10 protein-coding genes are annotated in these 14607 nt (G+C 61.4%); 2 read left to right on the top strand and 8 right to left on the bottom strand.

Annotated elements, in window-relative coordinates:
• The 5 genes from AC3EA7_RS10990 to AC3EA7_RS10970 all read right to left on the bottom strand — a co-directional run bounded on the left by AC3EA7_RS10990 (position 1) and on the right by AC3EA7_RS10970 (position 7480).
• Positions 1-1563 carry a xylulokinase gene (locus AC3EA7_RS10990; protein WP_488614097.1) on the bottom strand — a complete coding sequence of 521 codons (1563 nt, stop codon included), beginning with the start codon at positions 1561-1563 and terminating at the stop codon, positions 1-3.
• Positions 1564-1583: 20 nt separating this feature from the next.
• Positions 1584-2201 (bottom strand): Uma2 family endonuclease, encoded by a 618-nt coding sequence (locus AC3EA7_RS10985; RefSeq protein WP_488614096.1) that lies wholly within the window; start codon positions 2199-2201, stop codon positions 1584-1586.
• Positions 2202-2215: 14 nt separating this feature from the next.
• Positions 2216-2338, bottom strand: a complete 123-nt coding sequence (locus AC3EA7_RS10980; protein WP_488614095.1) for an FAD-dependent oxidoreductase — start codon at positions 2336-2338, stop codon at positions 2216-2218.
• 232 nt (positions 2339-2570) lie between these two features.
• Complete coding sequence (locus AC3EA7_RS10975; RefSeq protein ID WP_488614094.1) at positions 2571-5258, bottom strand: family 78 glycoside hydrolase catalytic domain; 2688 nt, start codon at positions 5256-5258, stop codon at positions 2571-2573.
• Entirely contained in the window at positions 5255-7480 is a 2226-nt protein-coding gene (locus tag AC3EA7_RS10970; protein ID WP_488614093.1) for a 6-phosphofructokinase, read from the bottom strand. Before AC3EA7_RS10970 ends, AC3EA7_RS10975 begins: the two co-directional genes overlap by 4 nt.
• Positions 7481-8014: 534 nt before the next feature.
• Here AC3EA7_RS10970 and AC3EA7_RS10965 point away from each other — a divergent pair.
• Positions 8015-8512 carry a HyaD/HybD family hydrogenase maturation endopeptidase gene (locus AC3EA7_RS10965; RefSeq protein ID WP_488614092.1) on the top strand — a complete coding sequence of 166 codons (498 nt, stop codon included), beginning with the start codon at positions 8015-8017 and terminating at the stop codon, positions 8510-8512.
• Here the strand turns inward: AC3EA7_RS10965 and AC3EA7_RS10960 are convergent.
• Positions 8509-9390: a metallophosphoesterase family protein gene (locus tag AC3EA7_RS10960; RefSeq protein ID WP_488614091.1), complete on the bottom strand. Its 882-nt coding sequence runs from the start codon at positions 9388-9390 to the stop codon at positions 8509-8511. The two genes, AC3EA7_RS10965 and AC3EA7_RS10960, sit on opposite strands and share 4 nt — an antisense overlap.
• A 343-nt stretch (positions 9391-9733) precedes the next feature.
• Positions 9734-10693: an MBL fold metallo-hydrolase gene (locus AC3EA7_RS10955; protein ID WP_488614090.1), complete on the bottom strand. Its 960-nt coding sequence runs from the start codon at positions 10691-10693 to the stop codon at positions 9734-9736.
• 962 nt (positions 10694-11655) lie between these two features.
• On the opposite strand from AC3EA7_RS10955, the gene melA reads away from it, so the two are divergent.
• Positions 11656-13062 (top strand): alpha-galactosidase, encoded by a 1407-nt coding sequence (gene melA, locus AC3EA7_RS10950; RefSeq protein WP_488614089.1) that lies wholly within the window; start codon positions 11656-11658, stop codon positions 13060-13062.
• Between the two features lie 461 nt (positions 13063-13523).
• On the opposite strand, the gene AC3EA7_RS10945 is transcribed toward melA, so the two are convergent.
• Positions 13524-14591 (bottom strand): UDP-glucose--hexose-1-phosphate uridylyltransferase, encoded by a 1068-nt coding sequence (locus AC3EA7_RS10945; RefSeq protein WP_488614088.1) that lies wholly within the window; start codon positions 14589-14591, stop codon positions 13524-13526.
• Positions 14592-14607: the final 16 nt, after the last annotated feature.

Below are 14607 nucleotides of genomic sequence, written 5' to 3'. Positions count from 1 at the left end.
TTACCCTCGATTCAATCGTGCGTAAATGTGTCGATTCTGTCGGTAGATACGCACAAAGGCGTGAAACAGTTCGTCGTAAGTGCGCCGGTGCTGGCGGCGCGGGTGGAAGGTCGCAGCTACCGGTGCACGGATGCGACCGAAGGATTGGCATCCAATCGCCACTGCCGCAATCAGTGCTGCACCGCGCAGATTGGCGAGGAGCGGATGCGTCGCCTGATGGATGGGACATCCAAGCACATCGGCGAAGATCTGGCACCAGACGGCGGACTGCGCACCGCCGCCGGTCATGATGATCGTGCCGGGCGAGCGCCGCATAAAACGGCGAACCGCGTCACGCAGCCAGCGCATATTGTAGGCGACCCCTTCCATTACAGCGCGCGCCATCTGTGCTCGCGTCGTCGTCAGCGACAGGTTGTGAAATCCGCCGCGCAGCGTATGATCTTCAACCGGAGTGCGTTCACCATAAAGCCAGGGGGTGAAAATCAATCCGCCGCTGCCGGGCGCTTCGCGCTCTACCATGCGGTTCAGCGCAGCATAGAACTCATCTGGGCGCGACGTTGCCAGTTCATCGTCCGCGAACAACAGATTGTCGCGCAGGAAGGTCAGACAGGCGCCGGCGCACTCCTGCTCGTTGGTAAGCAGGTATTTTCCCGGAATTGCCGACGGCAGCGATGCCATGTTGTGGAACAGATCGGTGCGCTTGAACGGCACATGGCAGACGAGCCACGACGATGTGCCGACATACAGGTTGGCGTCGTAGTCACGGATCGCGCCTGCGCCCACTGCCGCCGAATGAACATCCGACGACCCGACGGCCACCGGTGCGCCCGGCTCGACGCCAAGATGTTCGGCAGCCTTGGCGGTCAGCGGACCCAGGATGGCGGTTGCGCGCCGCAGATCGGGCAATTTCGCGCGCTCGACGCCGGTCAGCGCCAGCAGTTGTGGCGCATACGCGATTTGATCAATGGCGCGATTATCGGTCAGCCAGTGGAGAGTGATCGAGTCGAACGACGCGGCGCGCACTCTGGTGAGGCGCAGGTTGATGTAATCCTTTGGTTCGAGAAAGATGCTCGTGGAGCGGTACACGTCGGGGCGCGCCCGCCGGAGATACAGGATGTGCGCCAGCGAGTCCTTTCCCGCCAGACCAGGCGCGCCGCCGGTGAGTCGAATCCAGGTTGCCAGTTTCGCCAGGCCATATCCGGCGACGGTAGGCCGACCGGCGACCAGGGTATGGATGTCGGATGCGCCGCGCGAGTCCATCCAGATGATTGCGTTAGTAAGCGGAAGGTCATCGTCGCCAACGGCGACCGTGCCTGACCACTGCGCCGTCGCGCCGACCGCTGCAACACGGGTAATGCCAGTGGTAGCCGTCAGGCGGCGCGTCGCAGCGCCAATCGCCTCCCACCATTCAAGCGCGTTTTGTTCAGCGCCTCCGCCCTGCCACAGATGCAACTGTACCGGCTCGAACTCCCACGCCAGCACCTCGCCGTCGTGAGTCACGAGTGCCGCCTTGGGACCAGACGTGCCCAGGTCAATTGCCAGGATTGGCATGTCCGAGGTCATTGCTCCTGCAAATGCTCCGTTCACGACGCATCAAAGACCTCATCAACGTTCACGCTGAAGCCTTCGAGCAGCGCCGACGTCGCCCGATTACTGCGACGAAAGACCCCATGGGACGCATAGGCGTCATCGGTCAGCGACAGGACTGTGATCGTTTCGTCTATTGGGTTCACGATCCAGTACTCAGGAATCCCTGCGCTGGCATAGTCTCGCACCTTATCGACAGTGTCGCGTTCCGGGTCGTCCTCGCTCACCACTTCCAGCACCAGGTCGGCGCCGGTCCAGTAGCGGTTCTGTGCGCGTGGATCATCAGCGCGCTGCAAGAGCAGCAGGTCCGGCTCACGGAACGTCGTCGGACCAACCTGCAAGCGAAGCGGTGCGAAGAGGACCAGCCCGCCGCGTGGTTGCAGGAATGCGAAGAACACGCGGTACAGGAACGCCAGAATCATCTGATGGCGCTGCGTAGGCATTGGCAGCATCTCCAGGTTGCCATGGGAAAATTCTGCCAGACAACGTGTATGATCGGTCAGTTTCAGGTATTGTTCGACCGTCCAGAGACCCTGCAACGGTGCGAGATCGATGCTGACGCCATGGGCTTCACACACCAGCAACATCGACGAATCGCGGATGACGCCTGTCATCACATGCTCTCTTTCTACGCCGCCTGATGCACTGCCACTGCCGCGCGCAGACCAGACTCGATTGCTCCCTGGATCCAGGCATGGTACAGCGGAGCATGTTCACCGGCAAAGGCGAATGTGTGATGAAAGTGTAACATAAGCAGGCGAAGATCCGAAAAAGTGAATTGGGTGGGCAAAGGCGTCGCCTTTGCCCGCCCAACTGTACCTCATGAGGCGAGTTTTCAGACACACCCAGCAGGAAGATCAACCGGATGTCAGACAATCTCGTGATCGGCGTTGGCTGAGCCTGTCGAAGCCAACGCCAATCGCTCCACAGGTGCAAGCGTGTTTGTTCGGGTTTAGTCTTCTATGCGTCAGTTATATTTCACCCTATCCTGCCGTAAATGTGTATGCTCCCGATGCCAGGCGGTAGACCGTCGTCTCTTCGTCGCGCTGCGCGAAGGTCACGCCTTCCGCCTCTTCTGCTGGACGACCGCTTTCCCGCACAGGCGTCCCTTCCGATGCCGGAACATATGCCGTTGCTGTCGTGTTTGGCGGCACGACGATCTCCCATGTAAAGCGACCGTCGTCGATGCGCCAGGCGCTCATGGCGCGGCCATACATCGTTTCGAGCGCCGCGCGCACCGCCCTCAACCCGCCCCCTGGTCGCGGGCGCAGGATCAGATGACGATACCCCGGTTGTTCCGGGTCCGCGTCGATGCCTGCAACGGTGGCGTACAGCCATTCGCCGATGGCGCCGTAGGCGTAATGGTTGAACGAGTTCATACCGGGGTCCTGGAACCCCCGGTCGTGGGTCCAGCCGTCCCAGCGTTCCCAGATGGTTGTGGCGCCCTGCGTCACCGGATAGAGCCACGAGGGCCAGGTTCGCTGGCACAGAAGCGCATATGCAAGATCGAGGCGTCCGGCGGCGGTTAGCACGTGCGGCAGGTATGGCGTTCCTACGAAACCGGTCGAGAGGTGCGTGTCGCGTGTCAGAATGTCGCGCGCCAGCGCATCCGCCGCTGCCGAACGCAACTCTGGCGGCAGCAGGTCGAAGTGCAGCGCCAGGACGTACCCGGTCTGCGTTTCGCCTGCCACACGTCCTGCGCGGGTGACGTAGCGCGTGATGAACGCCTCTCGCACGCGCTCGAACAGCCGGCGGTAGCGGACGGCATCGCGTTGATATCCGAGGATCGCGGCGATGCGACTCATCAGCCGGGCGCAGTGTGCAAAGAATGCTGTGCCGATCAGGTCCTTCGCCGTGCCGCCGTCTACTTTGCCGCTCCCATCGAGCGCCAGCCAGTCGCCGAAGCCGCGGAAGCCGGGATAATCCTCATAGCAGCGGATGAAATCGCGACTGCTCCGCTCCAGGTACTCGATAAATCGTTGCATCGAGGGATAGTGCGTTTCGAGCAGGCGCATATCACCATAACACAGATAGATCGTCCAGGGACAGATAATCCCCGCGTCCGCCCACGCCGGTCCGCCGTCGGTCAATCCGCCGATGCCTGCCAGCGGCGCTACCGGCGGATATGCCCCTTCGGGGCTCTGTGCGTCTTCCAGGTCCTGGGTCCATTTCGTAAAGAACGGCGCGACATTCATATTGAACGCTGCGGTGCGAATGAACACCTGCGCATCGCCGGTCCATCCCAGGCGCTCGTCGCGCTGCGGACAGTCGGTCGGCACATCGAGAAAATTGCCTTTCTGTCCCCACACAATGTTGTGCTGCAACTGATTGATCAGCGGGTCGGAGCACTCGAACTCGCCGGTCGGCGGGGTGGCGGAATGCACGACAATGCCGGTGACCGCGTCGATGTCGGGGGCGCCCGGGTAGCCGGAGAGTTCGACATACCGGAAGCCGTGGAAGGTGAAACGCGGCTCCCAGATTTCTTCCCCCTCGCCATGCAGGGTGTAGTGGTCGGTTGCACGCGCACTGCGCAGGTTGGCGGTGTAGATTGTGCCATCCGGGTTGAGGGCTTCAGCATGGCGGATCGTGACGGTCGTTCCCGCCGGACCCTGAACACGCAGCCGGATCCATCCGACCATGTTTTGCCCCAGATCGAAGACCCAGCGCGTCGCCTGGTGTGATTGAAAGGCGGTCGGCGGCTTGATCGGGCGCAGTTCCTCGTGTCGCCGGACGATCGGACCGCGCAGAGCGACCAGAGCGATGTCGGGTGCGGCGAAGAGTTCCACCGGTTGCCAGGAGGCGTCGTCGAAACCGGACAGGTTCCAGCCAGGCATTTCGAGCCTGGCGTCGTAACTCTCGCCGTGCAGCATGTCGCTCTCCAGAATTGGACCAAAGGCATAACGCCAGGAGCGATTGCTGACGATCGTCTGCGCACTGCCGTCGATGTGCGTGATCATGAGTTGCGCCAGCAGTTTCGGGCGGTCGCCGTAGTTCTGGCGCCCCGCCCATGCCACGTGTCCACAGTACCAACCATCTCCCAGAATGACGCCGATCACATTGTCGCCTTCGCGCAGGGCATCAGTCACATCGTAGACCTGGTACTGCACCCGCCGGCGATAATCGGTCCAGCCCGGCGTGAAGCAATCGTGCCCGATGCGCTGCCCATTGATCGTGCACTCGTAGAGTCCCAGTGCGGTGATATACAGGTGCGCCTGCGCCACCGGCGCATTTAGCGTGAATGAACGGCGCAGGAACGGCGCCGGAATGGTCGTCCAGCGTCCGCCGACGAGCGATGCGCCAATCCAGGATGCCGTCCAGTCCGAACGGCGCAGCAACCCCATTTCCCACCAGGCGACCGGACTGACGGCGACATTGCCATGTTCGTCCCACACCTGCACCTGCCAGAAGATGCGCTGACGCGAGCGGAGTCGCCCGCCATCGTAGGCGATGTGGATCGACTGGTCTGAGTCTACGCGACCGCTATCCCAGAGCAGGTTGCGTTCCGCCACAACGTCATCGGCAGATGGGGCCGCCACAATGCGGTATGCCGTTTGCCGCGCGCCGCGTCGGTCGCTGAACATCTGCCAGCTCAGACGCGGACGGGCGACATCGATCCCCAGCGGGTTGTCCCGGTACTCACAGCGAAGGTTTCCCAGGTTGAATGGCGTCATAGTTCCCTCGTGTCGTGCTTCTGTTGCGCGAGTGCACGCGCAATCGGCGCCAGCTGGCGCCACCACTGTTCCTTTGGCCGGCGGTATGCGGCATCGACCATGTGGGGGAGTTCACCCAGGTCGAATATCCGCACCCTGCCGTTGATAAAACCGATGAATGCGGCAGCGGCTGTGCCGCGTTCCATTTCCTCGGTCAGAAAACGAATGCAACGCGCCGCCAGGCGGGTCGCCTGAATCCGGTCATACGGCGAGGGACTGCCGCCCTGTTGCAGGTGGCCGAGGACGGCGCGGCGGACATCGAACAACTCCTTCCCTTCTTCCTCGAAGAGCGCGCAGATGACATCGGTGGTGTAGAGAGGGTTGGCGTATTCGTTGCGAATCACCAGACTGAGGCGCTTTCCGGCGCGAAACCCTGCGATCATCTCCTGAATATCGGCGCGCAGGTCATCGAGGGTGATGCCCTCTTCGTGCAGATAGACCCGTTCCGCCCCCGATGCCAGTCCGCTCATCAGCGCCAGGTAGCCACAGTAGCGCCCCATCACCTCGACGACGAAGGTGCGTCGCACCGCCACTGCCGACTGCTTGATGCGGTCGAGCGCCTCGACGATCGCATTCAGCGCCGTGTCGGCGCCGATGCTCAACTCCGAACCGGGCAGGTCGTTGTTGATCGAAGCGGGCAGGCAGATGATCGGAATGTTGAACGGTTCATACGTATCACGTTCGTGGTACAGGCGATGCGCTGCCTGATAGCCGTTCCATCCGCCGATGATCAACAACCCGTCGATGCTATGGCTGGTCAACGCCCGCGCGACAGCGGCGAGGTCGTCGCCGGACGGGACGTGCCGGCTGGTGCCAAGCTCCGCGCCGCCCATCGGTCCCCATCCGTCCACCATCTGCCACTCGCACTCGCTGACCTGACCGGCGATGAGACCATTGAACCCGTTGCGCACGACCAGCATCGTATGGCCCTGATCGAGACCAAGGCGCACAGCGGCGCGCACCGCCGTGTTCATACCGGGCGCAGGTCCGCCGGCGTGCAGCAGCGCAATCCGGCGCTTGCGCGGGCGCGTCACGCTCGGCAGGGCGCTGGTGAGCGCCTGAAACGTCTCGAACATCTCGGTAAAACTGCCGCCGCGCAACTCCATCGCGCGTCTGTAGTCGCCCGCGTTAATCGCCACGGCGACCTGCTGTGTTTGTTCGACACAATACATAAGCGGCTGGCGCGTAATGCGGTTGTAGCGCATGCCGATCAGTTGCGGTTCGTCTTCAGGCGTGGCGCTCAGCAATTCTTCAACGGCGGCGTACCCGATGAGCGTACTCATCCAGCGGTCGAAGGCGCTTGGTGTGCCGCCGCGTTGGACGTGCCCCAGGATCGTCGCGCGCGCGTCTTCTTCTAAACGCTCCTCCAGCACACGCCGCACATAGTCCGACGCGATCGGATTCCCCTCACGGTCGCGCGCACCTTCAGCAACGACCACAATACTCTCGCGGCGGCCGGCAGCGCGCCCGGCGCGCAGCAATGCGCACATGCGGTCTTCCCATCCCGGCTCAGGCGGATTTTCGGGAATAAGCACATAATCGGCGCCGCCGGCGATCGCGCCCATCAGCGCCAGATAGCCGCAGTGGCGTCCCATGACTTCGACGACGAACGTGCGCTGATGGCTGGCAGCCGTGCTGACCAGCGCATCGATCGCGGCGGTGATCCGGTGCAAGGCCGAATCCGCGCCGATCGTCATGTCGGTGCCGTAGAAATCGTTATCGATCGAGCCAACCAGCCCGACCAGCGCCAGGAAGGGATAGTGTGCGGCCGTTTCGCGCGACAGTCTGCCGGTTTCGACCAGTTCCGCCAGCAGGTCGGCCCACTCGCGGCGGAAGGTGTCGGCGCCAGTCAGGCTCCCATCGCCGCCGATCACCACCAGGCGGTTGATCCCGCGCTCGATCAGGTTGGCGGCAGCCTGGAGACGCCCTTCACGGGTGCGAAACTCGCGGCTGCGCGCCGTTCCGATCACCGTTCCGCCGCGATGCATGATGCCGCCGACATCGCCCCAGTTGAGTGGATGGATGCGATTGCCGCCCTCCACCATGCCGCGGTATCCTTCGTAAATCGCATACACCGGCACATTGCGACTCAGCGCAGTGCGCACAACCGCGCGCAGAGCGGCATTCATGCCCTGCGCATCGCCGCCGCTGGTCAGCACGCCGATGCCTTTCGACTGCGCCATACGATCTCTCCTTCCATCGCTGTGCGAGCCGGGGCATCCGGTGACGCCCGCACGCTCTCCACTCCACCCGCCGCGTATGATACCAGCCTTTTGCTGTTGCGCGACTCGGAACCTTCGCAGACGCCTCTTTACTGTACAGATGGATGTGTTGTGGTATGATGCAGGCTAATAGGAAGATCAATCGGATATGAGACAATCTCGTGACCGGCGTTGGCTGAGCCTGTCGAAGCCAACGCCAACTGCTTCACAGGTGCAAACGTGGTTGTCCGAATAGAAAAAGGGTCTGTCCGATATGAGGGTCTTCGTGGCAGGCATTCCTGCGCAGGTTGGGAATGGTGCATCGGGTCCAATACTGTTAATCTCGCACAAAGGCGCAAAGACGCAATTTAAGCCCTCGAATATCGAATTTTGTAAAAAGCGTTGTCAGATGGGCTGTGTTGTGCAGGCTATGTCCGCAGAGATCAGTTTTGAACCTCTGATTGACAAAGGGCCGGCAACGCATCTCGTATCAATGATGAGCGAGAGGAGAGTGCAATGGCGCCAATTCTTGTCATGGGTTTGGGGAATGTCATCCTGAGTGATGAGGGGTTGGGCGTGCATGCGTTGCAGCGCCTGACGGAACGCTACGCCCTGACTGATGAGGTCGAAGTGATCGATGCCGGCGCACTTGGGCTGTCATTGCTCGCCTTTCTCGACGGCGTTAAAGACGTGCTGATCATCGACGCTGTGCATGGCAGAGGGCAATCGGGAACGCTTGTGCGGCTCGAAGGGGAAGAGATCGCTCGCGCTGAAGCCCTGCACCTGTTGCCGCAGGATGTTCGTCTGCACGAACTGATCGCGCTGCACGGGATGGAAGGTTCGTCACCACGGCGGATGGTGCTCTGGGGAATGGCGCCGGAAATCTCCGAACCAGGGCTGGCGTTGACCCCCGAATGCGAAGCGCGTCTCGATGCGCTGGTCGATGCAGTGGTGCAGGAACTCCGCTCGTGGGGGGTCGATGTACAACCGCTCCAGGAATGTCGGGCAAGCTAAGAGAACGGCGCTGCCGGCTTCATCCAGTCGGGCGGAGGACCGCCGTTGCAGATCGCCAGCAATTCATCGATTGACGCATCGACTGAGATGGCGCCTGCCAGCACCGGTTCGCGGTAGCGCGCCACCCAGGTGTAGATCCGGGGCCAGCCGGTGAGAAACTCATCGTAGACCAGCCGCGCCACCGGTCCACTCGTTTCGAGGTACCCTGTCGCAATAAAGTCATAATCGGCGCGTTCACGATCATAGGGCACACGCACGATCTCGGCGCGCCATGCGCCGTCGCTCCACTCCATCCGCCCGTAACAGGCGCGCGTATCGCCATCGAACGGTAACCCCACCGAACCGACATTCACCACCAGCGTCGCATCGATCCGCCGGATGAGCGGACGATGCGTGTGTCCAACAACGATCAGCGGGCAAGGCGGAGCGATCTGTGCCCGCAACTCATCGTCCGGCGTCGTCGCCAGCACATTGTCGCGATTATGGCGCATCGAGGCATGCACAACGCGCGCCTCGCCGCCGGCCGGATCGTGCAGACGCACAATCTCCGGCATTGTTTCGAGATCCGCAGCCGCTACGCCGAGTTGGTTCGCCGTCCAGCGCACGTTGCGTCGCACAGCGCCCTCGATGCCGGGACGGTTGGTCGGGTCGTGGACAACGGAGATGACATAATCTTCGTGATTGCCGCGGATCAAACGCCAGCCGCTATCGGCGGCGCGCTCCTGAACGAAGCGCAGGCAGGCGAGCGACGATGGACCCCGATTGACAATATCTCCTCCGACCACGGCGGCGTCGGGATGCCAGGCGTCGATATCGGCGGCGACGGCTTCGAGTGCGGGGAAATTCCCGTGAATGTCGGCAAGAACAGCGAGTTTCATAGACTCAGTGGCGGCTCCGATAATGACATCCTTTGTATAGTACCATGATTGAGTAGTGAATGTTGAAGGGTGCAGGTTGAAGGTGGGGGCGCGCTGCTGGCACGCCTGCAAGAGGCGGCGCGCCCACATGCGTGATTGGAGCAAGCGGGCGGGCGTTGAACGTTGAATGTTGCAGGTTGAAAGTGCGAAGGGTGCAGGTTGAAGGTGGAGGGTGTCAGTAGCGTTACACCACAATGTCTTCGTGCCGTAAAGGCGCGGCAAACTCGTTTGGCATGCGTGTTGCAGTGTCAGTAGCGTTACACCACAATGTCTTCGTGCCCCTTGGTGTTCTTCGTGGATAGACTCACCCAACCCGAACGCGCGTCCCGGCGCAGGTTTGCACATAGGCGTCCGGCAGCGCGCGGGCAATCGCGTGCTGCGCCTTCCACCCGGTGCAGTGCCCCGGCAGCACCATCTTCGGCGCTATCTCAACCAGCGCTGCAACCGTGTCGGGGATGATCGGTTCGAACACCCGTCCCGACAGGTGCAGCCCGCCGATCACGCCGTAAACGTCGTTGACGCCGGTCAGTTTGCGGGCATAGTGGAGAATGTTCACAATTCCGGAGTGACTGCATGCCGAGAGCACGACCAGCCCCTGATTGCGCACGTTAACCACCAGCGCCTGGTCATCCCACAGCCAGGGGTCCGGCTCCCACGCCCCATCGGCGGTTCGGGCGAAGTGTCCCGGCATTCCTTTCTCGAACGGCGTCACGCGCTCGACCTGCCCCGTCACCAGCACCTGGTTGTCGATCAAGAGCGACGGATCGCGGCGCTCCACCAGAGTCACCCCCTCGCGTTCCAGGTCGGCGCGATTCGGCGCCGGCAGATGAAGTTCATTCCCGCCGGGGAACACCGCCTTGCGGTCGCGCCAGGCGTCGGGATGCAGAATGAGCGGCAGTCGCCGTGGACCGAGGCGCGCCAGCAGGCCTGACAGACCGCCGTGGTGGTCGGTGTGCCCATGAGATAGCACAATCGCGCGAAGATTGGCAGGATCGACCCCCAGCACATCCATGTTGTGGACCAGCGTGTCACGTCCCATCCCGGTATCGTACAGGATCGACGTGCGCTGACCTTGCTGCTCGACTGTGACCAACGCCGCGAAGCCGTGCTCCGCCAGGAGCGGCGCCTGCTCGAAACTCTCCCAGCGCAACGGCGCGCGTTGCACGGTTGGCGTGCTCGCAAGGAGCGCATCCATGACGTTATCGACCAGAATGGTGATCTCGACCGCATCAACGGGTTGCAGTTCGACCGTTTGGGCGTCCATGCCATGCCCTCCTTCACAACGAATGGAGAACCTCCCAACGCCAGCCGGGGCGATGGTTGCAAAAGCGAGCAGATGACGTTGACGGATGGATCGCGGCGGCAGGCGTTGTTAGCGCAATTATACGCAGGGCTGGCGTAGAAGTGATAGTTGACGTTTGCTCGCTATCAGGTTATATTCCGATAACCACGCGATATGCCGTCCGAGCCTGAAGAGAATCTCCGCCAAGAGATATATGACTTCACCGCAAAAAGCGGTAACCACGAAGGTCACAAAGAGACACGGAAAAAATGCGCTTCATCTTTATTCCCCTTCGTGCACTTCGGGTCCCTGGCGGTTCAGCCTAACCACGAAGGTCGCCAAGAGACACAAAAGAAATGCGCTTCATCTTTATTCCCCTTCGTGCGCTTCGGGTCCCTGGCGGTTCAGCCTAACTACGAAGGTCACCAAGGGACACCCAGGCAATGCGCTTCATTATCTATCGGCAGACGGGCGGAATACATTCCGCGTTACGCAGTCACCAAGGGACACCCAGGCAATGCGCTTCATGGTTCTTCCCCTTCGTGCGCTTCGGGTCCCTGGCAGTTCAGCCTAACCACGAAGGTCTCCAAGGGACACGAAGGACATGCGCTTCATGGTTCTTCCTCTTCGTGCGCTTCGGGTCCCTGGCGGTTCAGCCGGTGTGCAGTGGGCTCATATATAATCTCAGACTTGTGACCGCTCACATCTCTGTCATTGTTCGATGCAGCGTAACAGCAGGGTCAGCGGCGTTGCGACAGCTTCTGGTCTGTCTACCGTCGGCGCCGGCATCGATGAATGAATGCCTAGTGGAATGTGAGCGAAATAGCGTTGCTGCTGCCTGCTGCGAACGGTTTTATGCGTCGCCTGAAAGCCGCGCGCGATGTGGCATAATAGCCGCGCACGCGAAGCGAAATCGCTCCGCGCAGGAAAAGCGAGGTTCTCCAATGCCGCCAAAAGTTGTCTTCATCGGCGCCGGCAGCACGGTATTCGCCAAAAACCTGATGGGTGACATCCTGAGCTTCCCTGAACTTGCCGACGCAACCCTGACGCTGTTCGACATCGACCCGGAGCGCCTGCGGACTTCGGAAGTCGTGGCGCACAAGGTTGCCGCTGCGCTCGATGTGCGCCCGACTATCGAAGCGACGACCGATCGCCGTCGCGCGCTCGATGGCGCCGATTACGCCATCTGTATGATCCAGGTCGGCGGCTATAAGCCGTGCACGGTGACCGACTTCGAGGTGCCGAAGAAATACGGGTTGCGCCAGACGATCGCCGACACGCTGGGGATCGGCGGGATTATGCGCGGGTTGCGCACCATTCCAGTGCTGCTCTCGATGTGCCGCGATATGGAAGAGGTGTGTCCCGACGTGACGTTCTTGCAGTACGTCAACCCGATGGCGATCAACTGCTGGGCGATCAGCCGCGCCAGCACGATCAAGACGGTCGGGTTGTGCCATAGCGTGCAGGGCACCGCCGAGCAACTGGCGCACGATATTGGCGTGCCAATCGACGAGATCAACTATGTGTGCGCAGGTATCAATCATATGGCGTTCTACCTGCGCTTCGAGCGCAACGGCGAGGACCTCTACCCGCGTATCCGCAACGTCTACGACGAAGGGCGCGTGCCGGCATGGAACCGGGTGCGCTACGAAGTGTTCCGCCGTCTGGGCTATTTTGTGACCGAGTCGAGCGAGCATTTCAGCGAATATGTGCCCTGGTTCATCAAGCGTGATCGTCCCGATCTGATCGAACGGTTCAATATTCCGCTGGACGAATACATCCGTCGCTGCGAAGTGCAACTGGCGGGCTGGGAATTCGTGCAGTACAGACTCGACCATCCAGAGATCACGAGTTCCGACCTGCGCGCTGCCATGCGTGAACGTTCCAGAACCAACCCTTACCTCACCGATGAGTTCATCGAATATGTCATCAGGGCTGCTGAAGCCCTGGAAGCGGGGGCGGTCGAGCGTAGCCACGAATATGGCTCGCTGATCATCCACAGTCTAGAAACGGGCCGGCCGCGCGTGATCTACGGGAATGTGCCCAACCACGGGCTGATCGACAATCTCCCGCAGGGGTGCTGCGTCGAAGTGCCGTGTCTGGTGGACAAAAACGGCGTCCAGCCGACGAAGATTGGCGCATTGCCGCCGCACCTTGCCGCGCTCATGCAGACGAACATCAACGTCCAGGCGCTGACCGTCGAGGCAGCGCTGACCGGCAAACGCGAGCATATCTCCCACGCGGCGATGCTCGATCCGCATACTGCCGCCGAACTCGATCTGGATCAGATCTGGGCGCTGGTGGATGACTTGATCGCGGCGCATGGCGACTGGTTGCCGGAGTACCGGTAGGGCCTGTCGCATAATCTCACCCAAAGGCGCGAAGGCGCCACGATTGCAATCCGGTCGGTTGTAGCTCATACGCCTCACTTGACAGGACTAACGCGGTGACGCGTTGCTTATCTCCGCAGCGCCTGCGGCAGTTTGCCGCCACCTAAGAAGATACGTACCGCTCTGCCGAAGGCAAAACGAGCCATCACACGGCTCGTCCGTGAGGCGACCGAGCGACTTCCGTTAACTCCTGGTTAACCTCATGTTATCAATCCGCAACGTCGAGGGGATCGAAGCATAACTCTCTTTTCGACGCAGTGCAGTATACTATGCTCAGAACCGGGACGCAAGCCATTGGGCAAGCGTAGGAAGCCAAAAGGTTTCCAGGGGGGGCATTGGATCCCCCGGCCCGGTTAAATTATTGCCTGTAGGTCCTGACACCACGAAGCGACGCGATTTCCCAACCGCGTCGCTTCGTGTATTTATAACGATCGATAGTGGCGCTCCGGCAACGCGCGTAGTCGTTCCGCAGCCTGTTCGGGAGTAATATCACGCTGCGCTTCGGCAAGCAACTCGAAGCCGACCATGAATTTGCGCACCGTCGCTGAGCGCAGGAGCGGCGGGTAGACGTGCGCGTGGAGATGCCATGCCGGATGGGGCGCGCCATCGGTGGGGCGCTGATGAAAACCGAGCGAGTAGGGGAATGACACCTGAAACAGATTGTCATAACGAGTCGTCAGGCGCTTCAGAATATCCGCCAGCCCCATGCACTCATGCGCTGTCAGGTCGCTAATGGCGCCGGCGTGGCGGCGGCTGATGATCATGGTCTCGAAGGGCCAGACAGCCCAGAATGGAACCAGTGCAACGAAGTGGTCATTGAGGCAGACCAGGCGCTCTTCGCGTTCAAGTTCGAGCGCCAGGTAATCCGCCAGCAACGAGCGCCCGGTTGCCGCCAGGTAGTCGCGCTGTGCGGCATCCTCGCGCATAATCGTCAGCGGCAGGCGCTCGGTGGCCCAGATCTGGCCGTGGGGATGCGGGTTGCTTGCACCCATCATCGCCCCGCGATTCTCGAAAATCTGCACATAGCCGATGTACGGCAACGCCCCGATTGTTTCGTATTCTTGCGCCCACACATCAACCACGCGCGCAAGGTCGGGCGCGTCCATCTCCGGCAGCGTCAGGTCGTGGCGCGGCGAGAAGCATACCACTCGACAGATGCCGCGCTCGCTGCGGGCGTAGAGGAGCGGCGGCGCAGCATCATCGGGCGACCCTGCGCTCAAAGCGTACTCGCCGGATGGAATATCCGGCAAAAGCGCCGAGAAATCGTTGGTGAACACAAACGTGCGCTCGTAGTGCGGATTGACTTCGCCATTCACTCGGACGTTCCCGGGGCAAAGGTAGCAATTCGGGTCATACACCGGGCGTTGCTCCGGCAGCGGCGGCTCGACCTGCCCTTGCCATGGGCGCCTGGTGCGGTGCGGCGAGACCAGCACCCATTCGCGCGTCAACGGGTTGTAGCGTCGGTGCGGATGGTCTGTAAGCGAAAACATGGGCGCCTCCCGTCTC

It is taken from the genome of Roseiflexus sp. (assembly GCF_057785375.1).
This window is presented reverse-complemented; position numbering and strand designations above follow the sequence as displayed.

Excerpts from the sequence above, each read along its gene's own strand:
- AC3EA7_RS10960 (WP_488614091.1), bottom strand. The coding sequence starts at position 9,390 with ATGAAACTCGCTGTTCTTGCCGACATTCACGGGAATTTCCCCGCACTC.
- AC3EA7_RS10965 (WP_488614092.1), top strand. The coding sequence starts at position 8,015 with ATGGCGCCAATTCTTGTCATGGGTTTGGGGAATGTCATCCTGAGTGAT.
- AC3EA7_RS10975 (WP_488614094.1), bottom strand. The coding sequence starts at position 5,258 with ATGACGCCATTCAACCTGGGAAACCTTCGCTGTGAGTACCGGGACAAC.
- melA (WP_488614089.1), top strand. The coding sequence starts at position 11,656 with ATGCCGCCAAAAGTTGTCTTCATCGGCGCCGGCAGCACGGTATTCGCC.
- AC3EA7_RS10955 (WP_488614090.1), bottom strand. The coding sequence starts at position 10,693 with ATGGACGCCCAAACGGTCGAACTGCAACCCGTTGATGCGGTCGAGATC.
- AC3EA7_RS10990 (WP_488614097.1), bottom strand. The coding sequence starts at position 1,563 with ATGACCTCGGACATGCCAATCCTGGCAATTGACCTGGGCACGTCTGGT.
- AC3EA7_RS10945 (WP_488614088.1), bottom strand. The coding sequence starts at position 14,591 with ATGTTTTCGCTTACAGACCATCCGCACCGACGCTACAACCCGTTGACG.
- AC3EA7_RS10985 (WP_488614096.1), bottom strand. The coding sequence starts at position 2,201 with ATGACAGGCGTCATCCGCGATTCGTCGATGTTGCTGGTGTGTGAAGCC.
- AC3EA7_RS10980 (WP_488614095.1), bottom strand. The coding sequence starts at position 2,338 with ATGTTACACTTTCATCACACATTCGCCTTTGCCGGTGAACATGCTCCG.
- AC3EA7_RS10970 (WP_488614093.1), bottom strand. The coding sequence starts at position 7,480 with ATGGCGCAGTCGAAAGGCATCGGCGTGCTGACCAGCGGCGGCGATGCG.